Annotated in this window: 20 protein-coding genes; 16 read left to right on the top strand and 4 right to left on the bottom strand. The window is 72.7% G+C overall.

Annotated elements, in window-relative coordinates; all coding sequences use genetic code 11:
- The first annotated feature begins 50 nt into the window (after positions 1 to 50).
- The 9 genes from fabG (at position 51) to OG764_RS39550 (ending at position 9,834) form a co-directional block, all read left to right on the top strand.
- Positions 51 to 836 carry a 3-oxoacyl-ACP reductase FabG gene (gene fabG / locus OG764_RS39590; RefSeq protein WP_328973673.1) on the top strand — a complete coding sequence of 262 codons (786 nt, stop codon included), beginning with the start codon at positions 51 to 53 and terminating at the stop codon, positions 834 to 836.
- A gap of 55 nt (positions 837 to 891) precedes the next feature.
- Positions 892 to 1,827 (top strand): aromatase/cyclase, encoded by a 936-nt coding sequence (locus tag OG764_RS39585; RefSeq protein ID WP_328973672.1) that lies wholly within the window; start codon positions 892 to 894, stop codon positions 1,825 to 1,827.
- A 1-nt stretch (position 1,828) separates the two neighbouring features.
- Positions 1,829 to 3,430 carry an FAD-dependent monooxygenase gene (locus tag OG764_RS39580; protein ID WP_328973671.1) on the top strand — a complete coding sequence of 534 codons (1,602 nt, stop codon included), beginning with the start codon at positions 1,829 to 1,831 and terminating at the stop codon, positions 3,428 to 3,430.
- Between the two features lie 28 nt (positions 3,431 to 3,458).
- Positions 3,459 to 4,943: an FAD-dependent monooxygenase gene (locus tag OG764_RS39575; RefSeq protein ID WP_328973670.1), complete on the top strand. Its 1,485-nt coding sequence runs from the start codon at positions 3,459 to 3,461 to the stop codon at positions 4,941 to 4,943.
- A 254-nt stretch (positions 4,944 to 5,197) separates the two neighbouring features.
- Positions 5,198 to 6,145 carry an alpha/beta hydrolase gene (locus OG764_RS39570; protein ID WP_328973669.1) on the top strand — a complete coding sequence of 316 codons (948 nt, stop codon included), beginning with the start codon at positions 5,198 to 5,200 and terminating at the stop codon, positions 6,143 to 6,145.
- A 12-nt stretch (positions 6,146 to 6,157) separates the two neighbouring features.
- A complete protein-coding gene (locus tag OG764_RS39565) occupies positions 6,158 to 7,597 on the top strand; it encodes an MFS transporter (protein ID WP_328973668.1) in 1,440 nt (479 codons plus the stop codon).
- The gene (locus tag OG764_RS39560; protein ID WP_328973667.1) at positions 7,594 to 7,947 is read left to right on the top strand and encodes a phosphopantetheine-binding protein; all 354 of its coding nucleotides are present in this window, start codon (positions 7,594 to 7,596) and stop codon (positions 7,945 to 7,947) included. The genes OG764_RS39565 and OG764_RS39560 overlap by 4 nt, the downstream gene beginning before the upstream one ends.
- 68 nt (positions 7,948 to 8,015) lie before the next feature.
- Entirely contained in the window at positions 8,016 to 9,587 is a 1,572-nt protein-coding gene (locus OG764_RS39555; RefSeq protein ID WP_328973666.1) for an acyl-CoA carboxylase subunit beta, read from the top strand.
- A 16-nt stretch (positions 9,588 to 9,603) separates the two neighbouring features.
- Complete coding sequence (locus OG764_RS39550) at positions 9,604 to 9,834, top strand: acyl-CoA carboxylase epsilon subunit (RefSeq protein WP_328973665.1); 231 nt, start codon at positions 9,604 to 9,606, stop codon at positions 9,832 to 9,834.
- Between the two features lie 607 nt (positions 9,835 to 10,441).
- Here the strand turns inward: OG764_RS39550 and OG764_RS39545 are convergent.
- From OG764_RS39545 to OG764_RS39535, 3 genes are all read right to left on the bottom strand, one after another.
- Positions 10,442 to 11,263, bottom strand: coding sequence for a 4'-phosphopantetheinyl transferase family protein (locus tag OG764_RS39545; RefSeq protein ID WP_328973664.1), 822 nt, complete (start codon positions 11,261 to 11,263; stop codon positions 10,442 to 10,444).
- The gene (locus OG764_RS39540) at positions 11,263 to 12,219 is read right to left on the bottom strand and encodes an aromatase/cyclase (RefSeq protein WP_328973663.1); all 957 of its coding nucleotides are present in this window, start codon (positions 12,217 to 12,219) and stop codon (positions 11,263 to 11,265) included. The genes OG764_RS39545 and OG764_RS39540 overlap by 1 nt, the downstream gene beginning before the upstream one ends.
- A 318-nt stretch (positions 12,220 to 12,537) precedes the next feature.
- Positions 12,538 to 13,230, bottom strand: a complete 693-nt coding sequence (locus OG764_RS39535; RefSeq protein WP_328973662.1) for an antibiotic biosynthesis monooxygenase family protein — start codon at positions 13,228 to 13,230, stop codon at positions 12,538 to 12,540.
- A 268-nt stretch (positions 13,231 to 13,498) separates the two neighbouring features.
- Here OG764_RS39535 and OG764_RS39530 point away from each other — a divergent pair, with 268 nt between their 5' ends.
- From OG764_RS39530 to OG764_RS39520, 3 genes are read left to right on the top strand one after another with little or no spacing between them, the layout of a single operon-like run.
- Positions 13,499 to 13,915, top strand: coding sequence for a nuclear transport factor 2 family protein (locus tag OG764_RS39530; protein ID WP_443056287.1), 417 nt, complete (start codon positions 13,499 to 13,501; stop codon positions 13,913 to 13,915).
- Entirely contained in the window at positions 13,912 to 15,279 is a 1,368-nt protein-coding gene (locus OG764_RS39525) for a cation:proton antiporter (RefSeq protein ID WP_328973660.1), read from the top strand. The genes OG764_RS39530 and OG764_RS39525 overlap by 4 nt, the downstream gene beginning before the upstream one ends.
- A gap of 14 nt (positions 15,280 to 15,293) precedes the next feature.
- Complete coding sequence (locus OG764_RS39520) at positions 15,294 to 15,845, top strand: flavin reductase family protein (protein ID WP_328973659.1); 552 nt, start codon at positions 15,294 to 15,296, stop codon at positions 15,843 to 15,845.
- Between the two features lie 14 nt (positions 15,846 to 15,859).
- On the opposite strand, the gene OG764_RS39515 is transcribed toward OG764_RS39520, so the two are convergent.
- Positions 15,860 to 16,291, bottom strand: a complete 432-nt coding sequence (locus tag OG764_RS39515) for a winged helix-turn-helix transcriptional regulator (RefSeq protein ID WP_328973658.1) — start codon at positions 16,289 to 16,291, stop codon at positions 15,860 to 15,862.
- Between the two features lie 110 nt (positions 16,292 to 16,401).
- Between OG764_RS39515 and OG764_RS39510 the strand changes: the two genes are divergently transcribed.
- From OG764_RS39510 to OG764_RS39495, 4 genes are all read left to right on the top strand, one after another.
- On the top strand, positions 16,402 to 17,895 hold the full coding sequence (locus OG764_RS39510) for an MFS transporter (RefSeq protein WP_328973657.1): 1,494 nt from the start codon (positions 16,402 to 16,404) through the stop codon (positions 17,893 to 17,895).
- 96 nt (positions 17,896 to 17,991) lie between these two features.
- Positions 17,992 to 18,393, top strand: coding sequence for a pyridoxamine 5'-phosphate oxidase family protein (locus OG764_RS39505; RefSeq protein WP_328973656.1), 402 nt, complete (start codon positions 17,992 to 17,994; stop codon positions 18,391 to 18,393).
- 268 nt (positions 18,394 to 18,661) lie between these two features.
- The gene (locus OG764_RS39500) at positions 18,662 to 20,137 is read left to right on the top strand and encodes an FAD-dependent monooxygenase (protein WP_328973655.1); all 1,476 of its coding nucleotides are present in this window, start codon (positions 18,662 to 18,664) and stop codon (positions 20,135 to 20,137) included.
- Between the two features lie 56 nt (positions 20,138 to 20,193).
- Positions 20,194 to 21,894, top strand: a complete 1,701-nt coding sequence (locus OG764_RS39495) for an NAD(P)/FAD-dependent oxidoreductase (protein ID WP_328973654.1) — start codon at positions 20,194 to 20,196, stop codon at positions 21,892 to 21,894.
- Positions 21,895 to 22,206 lie beyond the last annotated feature (312 nt).

The following is a 22,206-nucleotide window of genomic DNA, read 5'->3' as shown; positions in this document are numbered from 1 at the left end:
GCCGAACCACCCCGGACGAATCACCCCCGGACACAAACGGAGCAGAGAACATGTCGTTGCAGGAGAAGCGGGTCGCCCTCATCACCGGCGCGACCAGCGGCATCGGCCTGGCGGCCGCCCGGGCGCTGGCCGCCTCCGGCCACCAGGTCTTCATCGGCGCGCGCAACGCCGACAACGTCGCGGCCACCGTCAAGGAGCTTCAGGCCGAGGGCATCGACGCCGACGGCTCGGTCCTCGACGTACGGGACACGGCCTCCGCCGCCGCGTTCGTCCAGGCCGCCGTCGACCGCTTCGGCACCGTCGACGTACTGGTCAACAACGCCGGCCGGTCCGGTGGCGGCGTCACCGCCGACATCGACGAGGAGCTGTGGGCGGACGTCATCGACACCAACCTCAACAGTGTCTTCCGCCTGACCAAGGAAGTCCTCAACACCGGCGGCATGCGCCACAAGAACCGCGGCCGCATCATCAACATCGCCTCCACCGCCGGCAAGCAGGGCGTGGTGCTCGGCGCCCCCTACTCCGCCTCCAAGCACGGCGTGGTCGGCTTCACCAAGGCCCTCGGCAACGAGCTGGCCCCCACCGGCATCACCGTCAACGCGGTCTGCCCCGGCTACGTCGAGACCCCGATGGCCCAGCGCGTCCGGGCCGGCTACGCCGCCGCCTACGACACCTCCGAGGACGCCATCCTCGACAAGTTCCAGTCGAAGATCCCCCTCGGCCGCTACTCCACCCCGGAGGAGGTCGCCGGCATGGTCGCCTACCTCGCCTCCGACACCGCCGCCTCCGTCACCGCCCAGGCGATCAACGTCTGCGGCGGCCTCGGCAACTTCTGATCCGCACCCGCCGGGTGCGCACGCGCCCGGGTTGTTCCCGAAAGAGGAAGGCGTCATGACGACCCGCGAGGTTGAGCACGAGATCACCATCGACGCGCCCGCACCGGACGTGTACCGGCTGCTGGCGGAGGTCACCAACTGGCCGCGGATCTTCCCGCCCACGATCCACGTGGACCGGGTGGACTCGAACGGCTCCCAGGAGCGGATCCGGATCTGGGCCACCGCCAACGGCCAGCCCAAGAACTGGACCTCGCGCCGCGAACTCGACCCCGAGGGCCTGCGCATCACCTTCCGCCAGGAGGTCACCACCAAGCCCATCGCCGCCATGGGCGGCGAGTGGATCATCGAGCCGCTGGGCGACGGCTCCTCGCGGGTGCGGCTGCTGCACGACTACCGCGCCATCGACGACGACGCGCACGACCTGCTGTGGATCGACGAGGCCGTCGACCGCAACAGCCGCTCCGAGCTCGCGGCGTTGAAGGAGAACGTGGAGGCCGTCCACGCCAGCGAGGACGTCACCTTCTCCTTCGAGGACACCGTCCACATCGACGGCAGCGCCAAGGACGTCTACGACTTCATCAACGAAGCCGACCTCTGGCACGAACGCCTCCCCCACGTCGCGACCGTCCGCCTCACCGAGGACACCCCCGGCCTCCAGACCCTCGAAATGGACACCCGGGCAAAAGACGGCTCCACCCACACCACCAAGTCCCACCGCGTGACCTTCCCCCACCACAAGATCGCCTACAAGCAGGTCACCCTCCCCGCCCTCATGACCCTCCACACCGGCTACTGGACCTTCCAGGAGACCGACAACGGCGTCAGCGCCTCCTCCCAGCACACCGTCACCCTCAACACCGCCAACATCGCCCGCATCCTCGGCGACCAGGCCACCACCGCCGACGCCCGCGCCTACGTCCACCAAGCCCTCTCCACCAACAGCACCGCCACCCTCCACCACGCCAAGGCCTACGCGGAGGGCAAGAACTGACATGGCCGCCGACCATCGGGACGCCCCGGACACCGCCCGCACGCCCGCCGTGGCGACCCTGCACACCGACGTCCTGGTGGTCGGCGCCGGCCCCGCCGGGCTGATGCTCGCCTGCGAGCTGCGGCTCGGCGGCGCCGACGCCCTCGTGCTCGACCAGCGCCCCGGCCCCACCACCGAGTCGCGGGCCTCCACCCTGCACGCCCGCACCATGGAGATCCTCGACTCCCGCGGCCTGCTGGCCCCGCTCGGCAGCCCGCCGCGCGAGCCCCGCGGCCACTTCGGCGGCATCGGACTCGACCTCGGCCTGCCCAGCTCCCACCCGGGCCAGTGGAAGGTCCTCCAGCGGCGCACCGAGGAACTCCTCCAGGACCGGGCCGCCGAACTCGGCGCCCGCCTCCACCGCCGCCACCAGCTCGTCGCGCTCACCGCGGGCCCCGACCACGTCACCGCCGACGCCCTCGGCCCCGACGGGCCCGTCCGCATCACCGCCCGCTACCTGGTCGGCTGCGACGGCGAGGACAGCACCGTACGGCGCCTGACCGGCGCCCACTTCCCCGGCCAGGACGCCACCCGCGAACTCCTGCGCGCCGACGTCACCGGCATCGACACCCCCGACCGCCGCTTCCAGCGCCTCGAAGCGGGCCTCGCCATCTCCGCGACCCGCGACGGCGTCACCCGCGTCATGGTCCACGCGTACGGAACCCCCGCCCGGCCCCGCACCGGCGCCCCCGCCTTCACCGAGGTCACCGAGGCCTGGCAGCGCGTCACCGGCGAGGACATCGGCCACGGCCTGCCCCACTGGGTCAACGCCTTCGGCGACGCCAACCGGCAGCTCGACCGGTACCGGCACGGCCGGATCCTCTTCGCCGGCGACGCCGCCCACCAGCAGATGCCCAGCGGCGGCCAGGCCCTCAACCTCGGCGTCCAGGACTCCTTCAACCTCGGCTGGAAACTCGCCGCCGAGATCCGCGGCGACGCCCCCGAAGGCCTCCTCGACAGCTACCACACCGAACGGCACGCCGTCGGCGCCGAGGTCCTCGCCAACATCCGCGCCCAGACCCAGCTGCTCCTCGGCGGCCCCGAGATCGAACCCGCCCGCGCCGTCCTCGCCGAGCTGATCGCCCTGGAACCCGTACGGGCCGCCCTCGCCGGCACCATCAGCGGCCTCGGCATCCGCTACGACCTGCCCGACGGCGCCGGCCACCCCCTCACCGGCCGCCGGCTGCCCCCCGCCCCGCTCGCCGCCGCCGAACTCACCGCCGGACCCGCCGCGTTCCCCACCCCGGACCCCGGCGGCCCCCTGCGCACCACCGACCTGCTGCGCACCGGCCACGGCCTGCTCCTCGACCTCGGCACCGGCACCGACCTCGGCGCCGCCCCCTGGGCCCACCGCGTCACCCAGATCACCGCCCGCCCGGCCCCCGGCACCCCGCTCACCCCCGGCGAGGCCCTGCTGGTACGCCCCGACGGCTACGTCGCCTGGGCCGGCCCCGGCAGCGACACCGCCGGCCTGCACGCCGCGCTGCGCCGCTGGTTCGGCGCCGCCGCGAGCCCCCGTACCACCCACGCCCCGATCGCCACCGCAACCGCCGCCGCCCGCTGAGGCGCGGCAGGAACGAGGAAGAGACCACATGGACGCGGACGTCATCATCGTCGGCGCCGGGCCCACCGGCCTGATGCTGGCCGGGGAACTGCGCCTCGGCGGCGCGCACGTCGTCGTCGTCGAGAAGCTCGCGCAGCCCACCGGCCAGTCGCGGGGGCTCGGCTTCACCGCCCGCGCCCTGGAGACCTTCGACCAGCGCGGCCTCGTCCCGCGCTTCGGCGACGTGGAGACCAGCCCGATGGGCCACTTCGGCGGCGTGGTCTTCGACTACACCGTGCTGGAGGACGCCCACTTCGGGGCCCGCGGCATCCCGCAGTCCCGCACCGAGGCCGTGCTGTCCGAATGGGCCGCCGAACTCGGCGCCGACATCCGGCGCGGCGTGGAGTTCCTCGCCCTCGACCAGGACGAGGACGGCGTCACCGTCACCGTCGCCGGCCCCGACGGCGAGGAGCGGCTGCGCGCCGCCTATCTGGTGGGCACCGACGGCGGCCACAGCAAGGTCCGCAAGGCCGGCGGCTTCGACTTCCCCGGCACCGACGCCACCCGCGGCATGTACCTCGCCGACGTCACCGGCTGCAACATCCCGCCGCGCTTCCTCGGCGAACGCGTCCCCGCCGGCATGGTGATGGCCGCGCCGCTCGCCGAGGGCGTGGACCGCATCATCGTGTGCGAGCACGGCGCGCCGCCCGCCGACCGCAGCGAGACCCCCGAGTTCGCCGAGGTCGCCGCCGCCTGGCAGCGCCTCACCGGCGAGGACATCTCCGGCGGCGGCGCCGACTGGGTCAGCTCCTTCAGCGACGCCACCCGGCAGGCCACCGAGTACCGGCGCGGCCGCGTCCTGCTCGCCGGCGACGCCGCCCACATCCACCTCCCGGCCGCCGGCCAGGGCCTGAGCACCGGCGTCCAGGACGCCGCCAACCTCGGCTGGAAGCTCGCCGCCGTCGTCCAGGGCTGGGCCCCCGAAGGCCTCCTCGACACCTACCACGGCGAGCGGCACCCGGCCGGGCAGCGCCTGCTCACCAACACCCTCGCCCAGGGCACCGTCTTCCTCGGCGGCGAGGAGTCCGAGCCGATGCGCGCCCTGTTCACCGAACTCCTCGCGCTGGACCCGGTCAAGCGCCACCTCGCCGGCGTGGTCAGCCACCTCGACGTCCGCTACGACGCGCCCGCCGGCACGCCCGCCGGCACGCCCGCCGACGCGCACCCGCTGACCGGCCGCCGGCTCCCGCCGCGCACCCTGGCCACCGCCGCCGGCGAGGTCCGCACCCCCGAACTGCTGCACGCGGCCCAGGGCGTGCTCATCGACCTCGCCGACGACCCGGCGCTGCGCGAGTGCGCCGCCGCCTGGAAGGACCGCGTGATCACCGTCACCGGCACCCCCGCCACCGGCGCCGACGTCTTCGCCGGCGCCACCGCCGTCCTGGTCCGCCCCGACGGCTACGTCGCCTGGGCCGGCACCGACCCGTCCGCCGCGAAGGAGGCCCTCACCACCTGGTTCGGCACCTCCGCCTGACCACCCACCTGAGGCGCATCCCAGCCCCGCACCCGCGCCTCAAACGCCGGCGAGGCTGGATCACCGCCGTTCGAGGCGCCGTCCCCGCCACAGCCCTGGCCTGGCCGGGCGAAACCCAGCCCCGCCGGCGTTTGAGGCGCGGGGTCCGGGGCGGAGCCCCGAAAGGCCCGGCCCGGCCAGGCCCGCACGTACGTACCCGCACCAGGAGGAACAATGACCCGCCGCCCCACCACCCGCCCCCGGGGCGGTACCGCATGAGCGCCCCCACCATCGCCCCGGTCGTCGCCCCGTCGATGTCCCCCGGCGTCCGCCCCGTCACGCTGGACGCCGGCGACATCACCCTGTCCGCGCTCATCGCCCAGCCCGCCGGACCGCCCCGCGCCACCATCGTCGCCGTCCACGGCGGCGGCATGAGCGCCGGCTACTTCGACGGGCAGGCCCACCCCGACGTCTCCCTGCTGACCCTCGGCGCCCGCCTCGGCTACACCGTCGTCTCCGTCGACCGCCCCGGCTACGGGCTCTCCGCCGCCCGGCTGCCCCGCGGCCAGAGCCTCGCCGAGCAGTCCGCCACCCTCACCGCGGCCCTCACCCACCTCGCCGGCCGCTTCCCGACCGGCGCCGGGCTGTTCCTCGTCGCGCACTCCTTCGGCGGCAAACTCGCCCTCACCTACGCCGCCGACCGGGCCCGCCCGCGAGGCGCCGGCGTTAACGGCGTTAACGCCGTTAACGCCCCCGCCGCCCCGCCCCTGCTCGGCCTCGACATCAACGGCTGCGGCCGCGACTACGCCGTCGACCCCGGCGACCACCGCGACCCCCACGTGCACAGCCACTGGAAGCGCAACTGGGGCGCCCTGCGCTTCTACCCGCCCAACACCTTCCGCGACGCGGCCGCCCTCGTCGCCCCCATGCCCGTGCGCGAGCGCGCCGAGGCCGCCCGCTGGCCCGAGAGCTTCACCACCGCCGCGGCCGCCGTCACCGTCCCCGTACGGCTCACCTTCGCCGAACACGAACTGTGGTGGCGGCACGGCGAGGACGACCTCGACGGCCTCGCCGGCCTGTTCGGCGCCGCGCCGTTCGTCACCGTCGACCGGCAGCCCGACGCCGGCCACAACATCAGCCTCGGCTGGGTCGCCCGCTCCTACCACCTGCGCGCCCTCGCGTTCCTGGAGGAGTGCCTGGCGCGCGCCGGCGCGGCCGGCTGACCGGCAGAGCCCATGGAGACGACACGTCCCCGGACGTACCCGCGGCCCCTGCGCTCCCTCGCCGTGCGCAACTTCCGGCTGTTCGCCGCCGGACAGACCGTCTCGGTGGCCGGCACCTGGATGGCGGTGGTCTCCCAGGACTGGCTGGTCCTCGACCTGACGGGAGACTCCGCCGGCGCCCTCGGCACCCTCACCGCCCTCCAGTTCACGCCCATGCTGCTGCTCACCCTGCACGGCGGCCGGCTCGCCGACCGCCGCCCCAAACGGCAGCTGCTGGTCCTCGCCAACCTCGCCTCCGGCGCGCTCGCCCTGGCGCTGGCCGTCCTCGTCCTCGCCGACGCGGTCCAGCTCTGGCAGCTGTACCTGTTCGCCCTGGGCCTGGGCACCGTCAACGCCTTCGAGGTGCCGGCGCGGATGGCGTTCGTCGGCGAGCTCGTCGGCCCCGACCTGCTGCCCAACGCCTCCGCGCTCAGCGCCGCCTACTTCAACATCGCGCGGGTCACCGGCCCCGCCCTCGCCGGGGTGCTCATCTCCGTCGCCGGCACCGGCTGGGCGCTGGCCCTCAACGCCGCCAGCTACCTGGCCACCGTCGCCGGGCTGCGCGCGATCCGCCCCGCCGAGCTGCACCTCACCCCGCCCGCCGGCCGCGGCACCGGCATCCGCGACGGCCTGCGGTACGTACGCACCCGGCCCGACCTGGTCGTCACGCTGGGCCTGGTGGCGGTCGTCGGCCTGTTCGGCTTCAACTTCCAGCTGACCCTGCCGCTGCTCGCCAAAACCGTCTTCCACGCCGACGCCACCGCCTTCGGCCTGCTCACCACCGCCTTCGCGACCGGCTCGCTGGCCGCCGCGTTCGCCACCACCGGCCGCCGCAGCCGGCCCGCCGCCCGTACGGTCACCGGCTCCGCCCTCGCGTTCGGCGTCCTGGAGGCGGCCGCCGGCGGGGCACCCGGCTACGTCTCGGCGGCCGTCCTCCTCGCCCTGACCGGCTTCGCGAGCATCTACTTCGCGCAGGCCGCCAACCACCGCATCCAGCTCGGCACCGACCCGCGGCTGCGCGGCCGGGTGATGGCCCTGTACACGCTGATCCTGCAAGGTCTCACCCCCCTGGGCGCCCTGTTCGTGGGCTGGCTCAGCGCCCGCCACGGCGCCCGCTGGGGCCTGACCGCGGGCGGCCTGGTCTCGCTCGCCGCGGCCCTGGCCGCCTGGCCGGCCACCACCCGCCGCCGCCCCGCCACACCCGCCCCGGCGGCCGCTCCCGTGCCCGCCCCGCCGGCCGCCCCGGCGGCTGCTCCGGCGCCCGCGCTCGAGGCCGGACACGGGGCCGCCTCAGATCCGCTCAAGCCGCTCGCGCTCCCGCCTCTTCCGCCCGCCCGGACAGTCGGCCCTGACGGGCCGACACACCACCGGGCGGGCCGGCCCGCACCCGACGAAAGGCAGCGACAGACATGACCGACGACACCGCCCAGAGCGCCCACGGCACGGCGAACGGCACCCTCGGGCACCTGCCCGCCCTGCGCGACCTGCGGGCCATGAGCCCCGAGCTGCGCACCGCCACCCTCGCCCACTGCCTGCGCCTGCACCTGGACCAGCTCCTCCAGGTGCCGCCGGGCCACCGCACCGGCCCCCACCAGCCCCTGCGCAACCAGGGACTGGACCTGCTCAACGCCGAGAGCCTGGTCCGCGGGATCCAGCGGGACCTGAGCGTCCCGCTGGCCGCCGAAGACCTACTCGACGGTACGGTCACCGGCCTCGCCGAACTGCTCGCCAAGCACCTCGAACCGGCCCCCGCGGGCGTCTGAGCCCGGACCGCTCACGCGTCCGCAGCCCGCCCCGCCGCCCCGCCACCCACCCGACAGGAGACCCGAAGATGCCGCCCGCGACACCCGAGGCCCGGCTCACCGAACGCCTCACCGAGCTCCAGGCCCGCAAGGACGAGGCCCGCCACGGCCTGGACCCCCGGGCCACCGAACGCCAGCACGCCAAGGGCAAGCTGACCGCCCACGAGCGGATCACCCTGCTGCTGGACAAGGGCAGCTTCGCCGAGGTGGAGTCGCTGCGCCGGCACCGGGCCACCGGCTTCGGGCTGGAGGCGAAGAAGCCGTACGGCGACGGCGTGGTCACCGGCTGGGGCACCGTCGAGGGCCGCACGGTCTTCGTCTACGCCCACGACTTCCGGGTCTTCGGCGGCGCGCTGGGCGAGGCCCACGCCGCGAAGATCCACAAGATCATGGACATGGCCATCGCGGCCGGTGCCCCGCTGGTCTCCTTGAACGACGGCGCGGGCGCCCGCATCCAGGAGGGCGTCTCCGCGCTCGCCGGGTACGGCGGCATCTTCCAGCGCAACACCAAGGCCTCCGGGGTCATCCCGCAGATCTCCGTGATGCTCGGCCCCTGCGCCGGCGGCGCCGCGTACTCCCCGGCCCTGACCGACTTCATCTTCGCCGTCCGCGACATCTCCCAGATGTTCATCACCGGCCCGGACGTGGTCCGCGCCGTGACCGGCGAGGAGATCAGCCAGAACGGCCTCGGCGGCGCCGACGTGCACGCCGGCACCTCCGGCGTCGCGCACTTCGTCTACGACGACGAGGAGACCTGCCTGGCCGAGGTCCGCTACCTGATCTCGCTGCTCCCCTCCAACAACCGCGAGCTGCCGCCGGCCGCCCGCACCGGCGACCCCGCCGACCGCCCCTGCGAGGCCCTGCACGACCTGGTCCCCGCCGACGGCAACCGCTCGTACGACATCCGCGGGGTCATCGAGGAACTCGTCGACGACAGCGAGTTCATGGAGGTGCACGCGGCCTGGGCGCAGAACATCGTCGTGGGCCTGGCCCGCATCGACGGCCACACGGTCGGCATCGTCGCCAACCAGCCCGCCGCGATGGCCGGCGTCCTGGACATCCGCGCCAGCGAGAAGGGCGCGCGGTTCGTGCAGTTCTGCGACGCCTTCAACATCCCGCTGGTCACCCTCGTGGACGTGCCCGGCTTCCTGCCCGGCGTCGACCAGGAGCACGAGGGAATCATCCGCCGCGGCGCCAAGCTGCTGTACGCGTACTGCAACGCCACCGTCCCGCGCGTCTCGGTGGTGCTGCGCAAGGCCTACGGCGGCGCGTACATCGTCATGGACTCCCGGTCCATCGGCGCCGACATCGCGCTGGCCTGGCCCACCAACGAGATCGCCGTGATGGGCGCGGAAGGCGCCGCCAACGTCGTCTTCCGCCGCGAGATCGCCGCCGCCGACGATCCGGACGCGATGCGCCAGGAGAAGATCGACCAGTACAAGCGCGAGCTCGTCCACCCGTACTACGCGGCCGAGCGCGGCCTGGTCGACGACGTCATCGACCCCGCCGAGACCCGCCAGGTCCTCGCCCGCTCGCTCGCGATGCTCGCCTCCAAGCACGCCGACCTGCCCCGCCGCAAGCACGGCAACCCGCCCCAGTAGACGTGAGGAGCACACCGTGAACGAGAACGGACAGCCCGCCGCACCCGTGGACCTGCTGCGCGTCGTCAAGGGCGACCCCTCCCCGGAGGAACTCGCCGCCCTCACGGCCGTCCTGCTCGCCCGCGGCGCCGGCCCCGGCGCCGGCACCGACGACCTGGCCCGCCGCCACCAGGCCTCCGCCCGCTGGCGCCGCCCCGACCGCGTACCCGGCTTCGAAGGCCCCCGAACCTGGCACTCCGCCGCCTGACCCGCCACCTGCAACCCGCATCTTCAGCCCCTCCGGCGTTTGAGGAGCGGGCCCCGGCAGAGCCCGGCAACCCCGCGCATCTTCAGCCCCTCCGGCGTTTGAGGAGCGGGCCCGGGCAGAGCCCGGCGACCCCGCGCATCTTCAGCCCCTCCGGCGTTTGAGGAGCGGGCCCGGGCGGAGCCCGGCGACCCCGCGCATCTTCAGCCCCTCCGGCGTTTGAGGAGCGGGCCCGGGCGGAGCCCGGCGACCCCGCGCATCTTCAGCCCCTCCGGCGTTTGAGGAGCGGGCCCGGGCAGAGCCCGGCGACCCCGCGCATCTTCAGCCCCTCCGGCGTTTGAGGAGCGGGTCCGGGCGGAGCCCGGTGCCCGGCGTCAGCCGGGTTGCTTGGGGCTCAGCCCCAAACCCCGCGCCTCAAACGCCGGCGAGGCTGGATTTCCCGCACGCAGCGCCGACAAGGCTGGGGGTTGCGCCCCAAGGCACCGGCGAGGCCGGAGTGGGCTCGGGCCCAATCCCCGCGCCGCAAACGCCGTACGGCCACCCGCACGCCCGAGGGGCCGGACTTCTCAGGAAGTCCGGCCCCTCGGCGCGTTGCGGCGGAGCAGGCCGCTCAGGCCACGGCCCGCCCGGCGGCGGCGGCCGCCCCGCCCCGCCCCCGCAGGTCACGCAACACGGTGTGCAACCCCGGCTCGACCCCGGCAATCCGCTCAGCCGCCTCCCGCGCGTACAGCAGCGTGTCCGGCACCGCCCGCATCACGATGCGCCGGTCCCCGCTGCCCAGCACGGCGACCGCCGCGACATGGCTCGCGCACAGCGGCAGGTTGCCCACCACCCAGCCCTCGGGGCGCCGGGAGGCGTCGTACTCGCCCAGGTAGTCGAGGTCCGCGCCCCGGGCCAGCCCGGTGCCCAGCCCCTTGAGGTACGCCTCCTTGCGGGTCCACAGCCGCCCGAAGGCGACCGTCTGCTCGGACCCGTGGAGCTCCTCCAGCTCCGCCCGCTCCGCCGGGTGCAGCGCGGGCAGGCAGGCCGCGGCGGTCGCCGGGTCGGGGATCCGCTGGACGTCGGCCCCGATCCGGCTGCCCGCCACAGCCACCAGCGCCAGCCCGTGGCTGTGCGACAGCGAGAACTGCGGGGCGCCGGGCACCCCGAGGACGCGCGGCCGGCCGTTGCGGCCGCCCAGCCCGTCGTGCTTCTCGCCGGTGATGCACAGCAGGTGCGGTGCGATGCCGGTGTAGACGGCGAGCACCCTGCGCAGCCCGACGTGGGCCGCCGTGTACATCCGCCGGTCGTCGGGCCGGCGGTAGGCCTCGGCCCGCTGCATCTCCTTCGCGTCCAGTTCGCCCACCGGCACGTCGCGCGGTGAGTCGGGGGGCGGCAGCAGCCATACGTCCAGCTCCCCGTGGCCCACGGAGAGCGTGTTCGCCACCGCCATCAGCGGCCGCTCTCCGCGTAGGCCTTGGCGTGGTGGAGGGTGGCGGTGCTGTTGGTGGAGAGGGCTTGGTGGACGTAGGCGCGGGCGTCGGCGGTGGTGGCCTGGTCGCCGAGGATGCGGGCGATGTTGGCGGTGTTGAGGGTGACGGTGTGCTGGGAGGAGGCGCTGACGCCGTTGTCGGTCTCCTGGAAGGTCCAGTAGCCGGTGTGGAGGGTCATGAGGGCGGGGAGGGTGACCTGCTTGTAGGCGATCTTGTGGTGGGGGAAGGTCACGCGGTGGGACTTGGTGGTGTGGGTGGAGCCGTCTTTTGCCCGGGTGTCCATTTCGAGGGTCTGGAGGCCGGGGGTGTCCTCGGTGAGGCGGACGGTCGCGACGTGGGGGAGGCGTTCGTGCCAGAGGTCGGCTTCGTTGATGAAGTCGTAGACGTCCTTGGCGCTGCCGTCGATGTGGACGGTGTCCTCGAAGGAGAAGGTGACGTCCTCGCTGGCGTGGACGGCCTCCACGTTCTCCTTCAACGCCGCGAGGGTGTCCTGCGCCTCGCGCCCGACCCGTACGGCGATCGCGTCGAGCACCGCATCGGCCGCGGCGCCCTCGCCGGCCGCCCGGAACTCGTGCAGCAGCCGCACCCGCGAGGAGTCCTCGCCGGCCGGCTCCACGAGCCAGGCGCCGCCCAGTGAGGCCACCGGCGGCTCGTTCGTCAACTGCTCGAAATTGACCCGCAGTTCGTCGTCCTGGACGATCCGGCGCAGCGTACGGACCTGCGGCTCGCCGCCGTCGGCGGCCTCCCAGATCCGCAGCCGCTGCTCACCTTCGGGCGCCGCCTCCAGGGCGACGTGGACGGTGTCGGGGAAGGTCCGCGGCCAGTTGTCCACGTCGGCGATCAGCCGGTGGACCGTGGCCGCCGGGACCGCCACGGTGATCTCGTGCGCCGTCCGGCGCACGCCCGCATCCTGCATGTTCGGTACTCCTCGTCCTGCGAAGGGCACGGGGAGCCGGGGCGCCGGGGGCGACCCGCTCGCCCGCGTGGGAAATCTTCGGGTGGTGTCCGCGGACGGGGTCCGAAAACCGGAAATGCCGCCGCCGGGTGGGGAATTCCCGGCAGCGGCACTCCGGCGGGCGAGCGGCCGCCGGTGGGGGGAGACGGCAGACCTCTCGTGCTCGGGTCAGCTGTCCGCGGCCGCGCTCAGGGCGCGCGGTGCCCGTGTCCGTAAGCGGCCCGGGGGCGGGTTTCCGGCTGCCGCACAGCCGGCCGGACCCCCGCCCGGGGCCGCAGGTCACTCGCCCGCGGAACGGGTGTGGACCACGCGGTACGTGTTGGCGTCCTGCCAGGTCGACAGGGCGGTGACCTGGGCGTCGACCTTCTGGCGCGCCGGGGTGCGGTCCGCCTCGGGCACCGCGCGGAAGGCGTCGAACGCCTCCTTGCTGTCCCACTGCGAGTAGACGACGACGAACTTGCCCTCGATGCCGCGGGCGCGCAGGCCGCGCAGCACGGTGTGGGTGCGGTAGCCGTCGACCTCGGCCAGCCACTCCGAGTCGGTGCCGAGCGCGTCGACGAGCTGCTCCTGCTCGTCCTCCGAGACGCCGAACAGCTCGATCGACGTGTAGTCGTCGCGGTCCGGGGAGATCTCGGTGACGTCCAGGCCCGGCTTCTGCTGGGTGAAGGCGATCTCGTTCTGGAGCAGCCGGATCGAGGTGGTGATCTCGCCGAACAGCGGCAGCGTGCGGTGCTTGAACTCCTCGCCGGAGTAGCGCACCTCCAGGTCCTCGGTGCTGCGCCACTGGATGAAGTTGGCGGTGCCCGGCTTGTCCTGGCCCGCGTGCACCGTGCTGGAGATCCAGCCCTCGTACGCCGCGGAGTCGACGATCTCGCGCATCGCGGCAAGCAGCTTGACCTGCTTCTCGGGAGCGTCGGTCGAGAACAGGTTGAGGACGGTCAGGTGCTGCCCGTCGGCTGCGATCTTAGGCATTCTCTCTTCTCTTCCGTTCGGGGAAATGGTGTGCGGAGCATCTTCACGGCATGTCCGTCTTTTGTTCCCACCGCAGCTTGCAAGAGGAATGGGCCGAAGGGAAAGGCCCGTCCGGTCAGAAAATCGCACGGGTTTGTCAGGTTTCCCGGCCGGGTTCAAGGTTTTCTGCAACTTCGTCAGTTCCAGGAAAAGCAGCCTTGGTTGGCCATCGGATTCTTGGGATGCTCGCGCAATGTATCCAGGCCGGGAAACATCCGACATAAGCACCTTGCTGGACCGCTACCTCATCGGACTCGACGCCGACGAACTGGACGACGCGTGGGCGGCGACCCTGTTCACGCACGACGCCCGGGTCGAGTTCCCGATGAGCGCCCACAAGGGCCTCGACGGCATGGCCGCGTACCACCGCGACGCGCTCGCGGCCTTCGCCGCCACGCAGCACCTGGGATCGCCCGCCGTCGTCGACTTCACCGGCGACGACCGCGCGGTGCTGCGCGCCAACCTCGTCTCCACGCACGTCCACCACCCGGACGCCGGGGCCGCCCGCCCGCTGTTCAGCGTCGGCACCCTGGCGACCGGAGAAGCCCACCGCACCCCCGGGGGCTGGCGCCTCGCCGCCCTCTCCTTCCAGGTCCTGTGGACCGATGGGACCCCGCCCGCGCCACAGCAGCAGGAGATGCAGTGACCACCCTCGCCGCCGGAGTACCGGAATCCACCCTCGCGATGCTCCTCCTGGACATCGCGATCGTGCTGCTCGCCGGCGCCGCGCTGGGCAGGTTCGCCCAGCGCCTGCGCCAGCCCGCCGTCGTCGGCGAGATCACGGCCGGCATCCTGCTCGGGCCGAGCGTCCTGGGCCTGCTGCCCGGAAACCTCACCCAGCACCTGTTCCCCGCCGAGGTGCGCCCGCTCCTGTCGGCGGTCTCCCAGGTGGGCCTGATCCTCTTCATGTTCGTGGTCGGCTGGGAGTTCGAGAAGCGGATGATCCGGCCGCACGCCGGGCTCGCCGCCGGAGTCTCCCTCTCCTCCATCGCGATGGCCTTCGGCCTGGGCGTGGCGCTCGCCCCGTTCCTCTACCCCGACCACGCCACCGTGGCCGGCCACGAGATCTCCTTCGTCGCCTTCGCGACCTTCCTCGGCACCGCCATGTCGGTCACCGCCTTCCCGGTGCTGGCCCGCATCCTCACCGAGAACAAGCTGATGGAGACCCGCGTCGGCGCCCTGTCGCTGGCCAGTGCCGCCATCGACGACCTGCTCGCCTGGTGCCTGCTGGCGTACGTCTCCGCCCTGGTCACCTCGGACGGCGACTTCACCAACATGGCCAAGATCGGCCTGCTCAGCGTCGGGTACATCGCGCTGATGTTCCTGGTCGTCAAGCCGCTGGTGGCCCGCCTGGTGTGGCGCTGGGCCGCCACCGAGCGCTGGTCGGCGCTGCTGGCCGTGCTGTGCGCCGGCGCCCTCGGCTCGGCCGTACTGACCACCTGGATCGGCATCCACGCCATCTTCGGCGCGTTCCTCTTCGGCTTCGTGATGCCCCGTGAGCCCTCCCGCGTCCTGGCCCAGCACCTGCGCAAGCCGATGGACAACGTCAGCGTCGTCCTGCTGCCCGTCTTCTTCATCGTCACCGGCCTCGGCGTCGACCTCGGGGCTCTGAGCGGCGGCGACTTCATCGCCCTCGCCCTGATCATCGCGGTGGCCTGCGCCGGCAAGCTGGTCGGCGCCATCCTGCCCGCCCGGATGGCCGGCCTGGGCTGGCGCGAGTCCGTGGACCTGGGCCTGCTCATGAACACCCGCGGCCTCACCGAGCTGATCATCCTGAACGCGGCCGTCAGCCTCGGCGTCCTGGACGGGCGGATGTTCACCATGCTCGTCGTCATGGCCCTGGTCACCACGGCGATGGCGGGCCCCCTGCTGTCCCGCCGCACCGCCAAGGACGCGGGCGCGCCGCTCGACGGCACCAAGGCCCCCCTCGACACCGAACTCCCCGCCGGCGCCGCGCCCCAGGAGGCGCGCACCACCCCCGGCGCGGACGTCCTCACCACACACAGCTGAGAAAGGGCTCTGTCGTGATACCCGTTCAGTCAGCCGGCACCGAGCGCCGCAACCCGGTCGACGGGCGCGCGCTGCGCGACGTGTGCGGCAACTTCGCCACCGGCGTCACCGTCATCACCTCAGGCGAGAAGGACGACGCCGGCGGGACCACCGTGAACTCGTTCACCTCGGTCTCGCTGGACCCGCCGCTGGTGCTGATCTGCCTGCACCAGAACTCCCGGCTGCTGCCGGTGGTGCAGTCCAGCGGCGGCTTCGTCGTCAACTTCCTGACCCAGCAGCAGGAGCGGGTGGCCTGGGCGTTCGCCGGCCGCGACTCCGCGCGCATCGAGGAAGTCCCGCACCACCGCTCGGACGCGGGCCTGCCCGTCCTCAGCGAGGCCCTGGCCTTCCTGGACTGCCGGCTGATCAACGAGTACGACGGCGGCGACCACACCATCCTGCTCGGCGAGGTCGTCGAACTCGGCGCCCCGGCCGCCGAGGAGGAGCCCCTCATCTTCTTCCAGGGCGCCATGCGCGAACTGGACAGCGATCTCGACAGCGCCGCCGATGACGCCGCCGCTGCCTGACCGGCCCGCGGGGCTCAGCGCCCCCGGACCACGACCGGCGCCTCCGCCGCGTCGAACTCCTGCCGCGCCCGCTCCACGCGCGGCAGGTTGTCCGCCGACCAGTCCGCCAGGTGCGCGAAGAGCGGGGCCAGACTCCGCCCGAGCTCACTGATCTCGTACTCCACCCGGGGCGGAACCTCGGGGTGGTACGTGCGGATCACGAGCCCGTCGCGCTCCAACTGCCGCAGGCGCTGCGTCAGCACCTTCGCCGTGATGGTGCCGATGTTGCGGTGGAGCTCCACGAAGCGCTGCACGCCGAATTCGTTCAACGTCCACAGGATCGGCGTCGTCCACCGGCTGAAGACGATGTCGAGGACCGGGGCGATCGGGCAAGCCTGCTCCGACGTCACCCGGGCCGCGTGGGCGGCCGCGCCGCCGCTCCGTGCGGAGGCCGTGCTGCTGTTCATGCGAACCCTCCAGGAAGTCACTTTCCTCTAGGTACCTACTTTACCCAGGGTGCTAGCTTCCTGAAAGCCACCAACGTCCCCCCGTTATCCGTTCCGTTCCGAGGAGTGGCATGTCGATCCAAGAGTCCCCCCTGCGAAGCTCTGCGCCGGCACCGGCGGAGCCCGGGCCCGCGTACCGCCCCGGGCTCATCCTGGCGTTCCTCTGCCTGGCCGGCTTCATGACGTTCCTCGACGTCTCCATCGTCAACGTGGCCCTGCCGACCATCGAGGACGAGCTCCACATCTCCCAGACGGCCCTGCAGTACGTCGTCACCACCTACGGCATGCTCCTCGGCGGATTCCTGCTGCTCACCGGCCGGCTCGCCGACACCTTCGGCCGCCGCCGGATGCTCCAGACCGGCCTGGTCCTCTTCGCCCTCTCCTCGCTGGCCGCCGGCTTCGCGGACACCGCCGCCCTGCTCATCGCCGCCCGCGGCGCCCAGGGCCTGGGCGCGGCCTTCATCGCCACCGCCGCCCTGAGCCTGCTGACCAACAACTTCGAGGAAGGCCCGGCCCGCAACAAGGCGCTCGGCGCCTGGGGCGCCCTCAGCGGCGTCGCCGCCGTCGCCGGCGTCACCCTCGGCGGCCTCCTCACCGACGGCCCCGGCTGGCGCTGGATCTTCTTCATCAACGTGCCGATCGGCCTCATCGGCGCCCTGATCGCCCCGATGGTCGTCGGCGAGAGCAAGGCCGCCGAGCGCACCCGCAGCTTCGACGTCGCCGGCGCCGTGGTCCTGACGGCCGGTCTGATCCTCCTCATCTTCACCCTCGGCCAGACCGTCGACGACTCCGACGTCCCGATGGGCCGCATCTACGGCGGCTTCGCCCTCTCCGCCCTCCTGATCGTCGGCTTCCTCCTCATCGAACGCCGCGCCAAGGCCCCGCTGATCCCCCTCGCGATCTTCCGCCGGCCCTCGCTGCGCGCCGCCAACGTCATCGCCGTCCTGCTGCTCGGCACCTGCGTCAGCCTCTTCTTCTTCGCCAGCCTCTTCATGCAGCAGGTCCTCGACTACTCCGCCGTCACCACCGGCCTGGCGTACGTCCCGCTCGCCCTGACCACCGCGGTCGGCGCCGGCATCGCCTCCCAGGTCGTCACCAAGGTCGCCGCCAAGCCCGTCCTGATGGTCGGTCTGTCCCTCGTCGCCACCGGCATGATGCTGCTGTGGCGCGCCCCCTCGGACGCCTCGTACGTGATCGACCTGCTGCCCGCCTTCATCATCTGCGGCCTCGGCCTCGGCGCCTCCTTCGTGCCGCTCCAGGTCTCCGCGTTCGCCGGCTCCGAGGAGCACGAGTCGGGCCTGGCCGCCGGTCTCATCAACACCGCCCAGGAAGTCGGCGGCGCTGTCGGCCTGGCCGTCGCAGCCACCTTCGCCTTCCGCCGGATCCCGGAGCTGGAGGCCGCCGCCCACGGCGTGCCCGCCCTGGTCCTGGAGGCCCGTACCACCGTCTTCCACGACGCCTTCCTGATCAGCGCCGGATTCGCCGCCGCCGGCTTCCTCGTCACCCTGATCCTGCTCCCGCTGACCCGGGCCGAGGACCAGAACACCAACGTCGCGGCCCACTGAGAACGCGGGCCCGGGAGCGCACCCCCGGGCCCGCCCCGCAGCGAACGAACCCGCCGGGCCCGCGCACCGCACGGGCCCGGCGAGAACGGACCCACGATGGCCCAGACGGCACACCCCCCGCGCCTGACCGCCGAGGCGGAGGCCTTCCTCGCCGAGAACCACCTGTGCACCTTCACCACCCTGCGGCCCGACGGCAGCCCGCACACCGCACCGGTCCGCTTCACCTGGGACGCCGCCACCGGCATCGCCCGGGTCATGACGACCGTGCACCGCCAGAAGTCCCGCAACATCCTCGCCGCCCCCGGAGCTCGGGTGTCGGTCTGCCAGATGGTCGGCTGGCGCTGGCTCACCCTGGAGGGCACGGCCACCGTCAGCACCGACCGGGCGCGCGTCGCCGAGGGCATCCGCCGCTACACCAAGCGGTACTGGGCCCCGCCGCCGCAGCCGCCGGGCCTGGCCGTCGTCGAGATCCGCGTCGACCGCGTCCTCGGCAACTGACCGGCCCACCGTACGACCCGCAGGACCCGCAGAACCCCGTACGACCCGTAGGACCCGCAGAACCCCGTACGACCCGTAGAACCCGTACGACGTGCACGACCGGAGGGTGCCGGACACATCGCTGTCGGCACCCTCCCGCCGTTTCCCGGAGCACGCCCTGACACACCTGCCGCAGACCTGACGAACTTGTCAGAACCCTGTATCCGCGGCCGTTCTGATTCCCCCGCCCCGTCGGAATACTGGAGAAAACGCCACCGGGAGAGGGAAGATGGAAAGCCTTAACGCCGATGTGATTGTTGCCGGAGCAGGCCCCTCGGGACTCATGCTCGCAGGGGAACTCCGTCTCTCCGGACTCTCCGTCATCGTCCTCGACCGGCTCGAAGAGCCGATGCAGCAGTCCCGGGCCCTGGGATTCTCGGCCCGCACCATCGAGGAATTCGGCCAGCGCGGCCTGCTCGACGCATTCGGCGAACTGGACACCATTCCCGGTGGCCACTTCGGCGGAATTCCGATCGACTACCGCATCATCGAGGGCGGCAACTTCGGTGTCCGCGGGGTCCCGCAGTCCCGCACCGAAGCCATCCTCAACGGCTGGGCCACCCGCCTGGGCGCCGACATACGCCGCGGCCACGAGGTCACCGGCCTGACCGACGACGGCGAGAGCGTCACCGTCGAGGTCGCCGGCCCCGAGGGCACCCAGACCCTGCGCGCCTCCTACCTCGTCGGCTGCGACGGCGCCCGCTCGGTCGTCCGCCGCATCGCCGGCATCGACTTCCCCGGCGTCAACGCCACCATCGAGATGCAGATGGCCGACGTCACCGGCGTCCCGCTGCGGATCCGCCCCACCGGCGAGGTCGGCGAGGCCGGCATGGTCGTCGTCCTGCCGCTCGGCCCGCACGCCACCCGCGTCGTCGTCTTCGAGCGCGGCGCCGGCGTGCGCCCCACCCAGGAGCCGCCGACCTTCGAAGAGGTCGCCGCGTCCTTCCAGCGCGTCACCGGCGAGGACATCAGCGCCGCCACCCCGCTGTGGACCAGCTACTTCACCGACGCCAGCCGCCAGGCCACCGAGTACCGCAAGGGCCGCGTCTTCCTCGCCGGCGACGCCGCCCACATCCACCTCCCGATCGGCGCCCAGGGCATCAGCGCCGGCGTCGGCGACGTGGTCAACCTCGGCTGGAAGCTCGCCGCCGCCGTCAAGGGCACCGCCCCCGAGGGCCTCCTCGACACGTACCACGCCGAACGCCACCCGGTCGGCGCCCGCATCGTCGCCAACACCCTGGTGCAGCGCTCCCTGTACCTCGGCGGCCCCGAAATGCAGCCGCTGCGCGAGATCTTCGCCGAGCTCGTCAAGATCGAGGAGGTGCAGCGCCACCTCGTCGGCCTCGTCACCGGCCTCGACATCGTCTACGGCCACGCCGAAGGCGACCACCCGCTGCTCGGCCACCGCCTCCCCGACCAGGAACTCATCCTCGGCGAGGAGAAGACGAGCACCTACGAGCAGCTGCACCGCGGCCGCCCGCTCCTGCTCGACCTGCACGACAACGCCGAGCTGCGCGCCGCCGCCGCCGGCTGGGCCGACCGCGTCGACATCGTCACCGCCCGCCCCGGCGGCGCCGACGCCCCGACCGCGAGCCTGCTGGTCCGCCCCGACGGCTACGTGGCGTGGGCCGCCGCCGACGGCACCCCCGAGGGCCTGACCGACGCCCTGGCCACCTGGTTCGGCGAGCCGCGCACCGCGGCCTGACCCGCAACCGAGCGAACCCAGTGACCCGCAAAGCCCGAGTGAAGAGGAGTGCGGTCTTGCCCACCAAGGCTGAGGCAGTGAACAAGGCCCCCGAGGCCGAAGAGTGGAACGACTGCGACGTCGTCATCCTGGGATCGGGCCTCGCCGGCTCGATCACCGGCGCCATCCTGGCCCGCCAGGGCGCCAAGGTCGTACTCGTCGACGCAGGCCAGCACCCGCGCTTCGCGGTCGGCGAGTCCCAGAACCCGCAGCTCGTCGAGTGGCTGCACATCCTCGCGGTGCGCTACGACGTCCCCGAGATCAAGCACATGCTCGACGTGAAGGCGATCACCGAGAACATCGGCCCCCAGCACGGCCGCAAGCAGAGCTTCGGATTCGTCACACAGCGCAAGAACCGCGAGCCGGACCCGCGCGAAGCGACCATGTTCGTGATCCCCAAGATGCTGACCGAGGCCATCCACCTCTACCGGCAGGACACCGACTCGTACTACCTGAGCGTCGCCGCCAAGTACGGCTGCGAGCTCCGGCAGAACTGGCGCGCCACCGACATCGACTTCGACGACGACGGCGTCACCGTCACCGGCCACAACGGCGAGGTCTTCCGCGGCAAGTTCCTCATCGACGCCAGCGGGTTCCGCTCGCCGCTCGCCGACAAGTTCGACCTGCGCGAGAAGCCGTCGCGGCTCAAGCACCACGCGCGCTCGCTGTTCACGCACTACGTCGGCGTCAAGCCGTACGACGACGTGTGCAACTACCCCGAGGCGCTGCGCCCGCCGGCCGAGTCGCCCTTCCACGGCGGCACCCTGCACCACCTGATCGAGCGCGGCTGGTTCTGGATCATCCCGTTCGACAACTACAAGGACTCCAAGAACCCGCTGTGCAGCGTCGGCCTCACGTTCGACGAGCGGGTGTACCCGAAGCCGACGGACATGACGCCGGACGAGGAGTTCAACAAGTACCTCGACATGTACCCGGCCGTGAAGCGCCAGTTCGACGGCGCCAAGCGGGTCCGCGAGTGGGTCTCCACCGACCGCATCCAGTACTCGTCGAAGCGCACGGTCGGCGACCGCTGGTGCCTGATGTCGCACGCGGCCGGCTTCATCGACCCGCTGTACTCCCGCGGCCTGTCCAACACCTTCGAGGTCGTCGACGCCCTCGCCTACCGGGTGCTGGACGCGCTGCGCGACAACAACTTCACCGCCGAGCGCTTCGAGTACGTGGAGCGCCTGGAGCAGGGCCTGCTGGAGCACAACGACAAGATCGTCAACGCCTCCTACATCGCCTTCGACCACTTCCGCCTCTGGAACGCCGTCTTCCGCGTCTGGGCCTGCTTCACCACCCCGGCCACCATGCGGCAGATCATGGCCCGCCAGAACTTCTCCCTGGACGGCGACGACCGCCACTTCAAGGAGATGGAGAACGCCCCGTACACGGGCCTGTGGTGGCCGGACAGCCACGCCTTCAAGGAGCTGTTCGAGATCACGGTCGACACCTGCGAGGCGTACGAGGCCGGCCAGATCGACGGCGACAAGGCCGCGGACATCGTCTTCGAGGCGATCCGCAACTGCGAGTCCGTCAACACCCCCTTCGGCTGGAAGGACCCGGAAGACCACCGCTTCTTCCGCGCCACCACCCCCACCATGATGAAGTTCATGTGGTGGGCCAGCACCCAGGGACCCAAGGAAATGCGCGACCTCGGCCGCTCCATGCTCAAGGGCGTGGTCCGCCAGGGCATCCGAGGCCGCAAGGTCTCCTAGCCCCCGACCCGGACCGGTACCAGCGCCCGGGCCTGGGCAGGCTCGGGCCGGTACCGGCGCCCGGTCCCGGACCGGTACCAGCCGCCCGAGGGCCAACCCCACCCTTCGTCGGCGCCCTGAGGGGCAACCCCCATCCTTTGTCGGCGCCCTGAGGGGCAACCCCCATCCTTCGTTGGCGCCCTGAGGGGCAACACCCAGCCCCGCCGGCGTTTGAGGCGCGGGTCCGGGCAGAGCCCGGTACCCGGCGGAGCCGGGTTGCCCGGGGCGGGGCCCCGCCCACGGACCGGGTGCCCGGCCCACGGACCGGGTCCC

The organism is Streptomyces sp. NBC_00239, assembly GCF_036194065.1.
GTDB lineage: Bacteria > Actinomycetota > Actinomycetes > Streptomycetales > Streptomycetaceae > Streptomyces.
Note: the sequence above shows the minus strand (reverse complement) of the source record. Positions and strands in the feature narration are given on the sequence as shown.